The organism is Paenibacillus sp. LHD-38, from assembly GCF_031157315.1.
GTDB lineage: Bacteria > Bacillota > Bacilli > Paenibacillales > Paenibacillaceae > Pristimantibacillus.
The window spans coordinates 1-1564 of sequence record NZ_JAVIFU010000121.1 but is presented as its reverse complement, the minus strand read 5'-3'; the positions used below and the strand labels follow the sequence as shown (position 1 = coordinate 1564).

Annotated in this window: 1 protein-coding gene; it reads left to right on the top strand. The window is 41.8% G+C overall.

Annotation, left to right across the window (positions count from 1 at the left end; all coding sequences use genetic code 11):
• The first annotated feature begins 892 nt into the window (after positions 1–892).
• Positions 893–1411, top strand: a complete 519-nt coding sequence (locus RCO25_RS34480; protein WP_309000550.1) for a hypothetical protein — start codon at positions 893–895, stop codon at positions 1409–1411.
• Positions 1412–1564: the final 153 nt, after the last annotated feature.

The window sequence follows — 1564 nt, the reverse complement described above, 5'->3', positions numbered from 1 at the left end:
ATAGTAGACAGCTCCTTTTGCTTTGTAGTTCTGAAAATGGTGTGGTTTACACTATCCATTTTTAACCTACGATTCGAAGTAAATACGGGGCTGTTTTACGTTCATCATAGCTAGTTCAACGAGTTCTAGCTACCCGATTACGAAAACCGGATTCCTTTGTAGAATAAAGGGTCCGGTTTTTTCATGTAATGAATTGCTTAGCGTACGATTTTTTTAGTTTCGTGAGGTGACCCCTATATACAACAAGAAACAGCAGCCAGATTCATGGATGCCGTTTTCTCAACTAACGGACTGTTTACGATAACATTATCTGGAACTTTTTTGGGGAAAAATTCGTCATTATGATAAGTGGGAGGTGAATCAATTAATGAGAATTGCTCTAAAAGTTCTATGTATAGCTTGCGGGTTATATCTGATTTATCAGGGCTATAGTACATATACATTCAGTGCGAGAAGTCCCGACGGCAGCATGGGTGTTTATAAATTTGGTTTCTTTATTCCAGCAACAGATTATTCGTTACATCTTTACGGGGGGGTATTCATTCTTATGGGGGTATTGCTTACGATTACGCCGCTGGGTAAATATGTCTTTCGTAGGAATCATTCATCACGGTAATTACATTGTTAAGCTAACGGGGAACTATAGCTGAATACAAAAAACCAAAAAGTCGGTAATCCTTAGAGCAGGAAAACCGACTTTTTTTGGTAAAAACTGTATTAGCGTGGTTTTTACGTTATTGGGCTGGCGGTACCCCATACAGTAATCCTTAGAGTATAAAAAAACGTTAAGCCGGTCGAAGGGATGAAAAAAAGGGATAACTTATTTCGCCGTAACCTTCTTACGCTTGGTATCGTCAGAAGGTTTAGCAAAAAAAAGAGCGGAGGGGAGCATATGAAAAAACTTTTTACAGCAATCCAACTCATTTTAGTTGCATTTATTTTATGGACGGCACCACAAGTTGAAGCCTTGTCCTGTGCGCCGCCGCGTCCGGTTAAGGAGGAGATGGACCGTAGCACCGTCGTTTTTAAAGGAAAAGCGGTCGAGATAAAAAAGGACGGACTTACCGTGTTCCGGATCGACGAGGCTTGGAAAGGCGTAGAGACCCCGCAGCTTGAAATTTATCATAACGGATGGGATCCTTTTATTAAAGATACCGTATATTTGGTATTTGGAAGCGTTCAGGAAGGAATGCTTCGCATGAATTTGTGTGGGCGAACGGGACCTTGGGACAATGCAAGGGAAGCAGCGATGAAGGATTCAGGCATTAAGTCTATAAAACCTGGATCATCAATGGAGGCGGAGCAATTTAAACAACTGATAGGGTATACCATTCCGGCGACCACAGTTATCATCGCTGTTGTCCTTCTGTTGCTTGTCTTGGTTTTGATAAGAAGAAAACGGAAGCAGTGACGTTTAAAAACCGTTTCATGGGAAGGTGCTAATCGGAGAGCCCTGCAAAAGCCTTGCTTTTGAGTAAAAGTAAGCTTCAAATTGGAAATGTTATCGCGGAAACTAAAAAAGCAGCTCGTCCCTCATCCGAGGGCGGGCTGCTTTTGCTCTATC

What these genes read in the sequence shown, in the direction of transcription:
- RCO25_RS34480 (WP_309000550.1), top strand. Translation starts at nt 893, where the DNA reads ATGAAAAAACTTTTTACAGCAATCCAACTCATTTTAGTTGCATTTATT.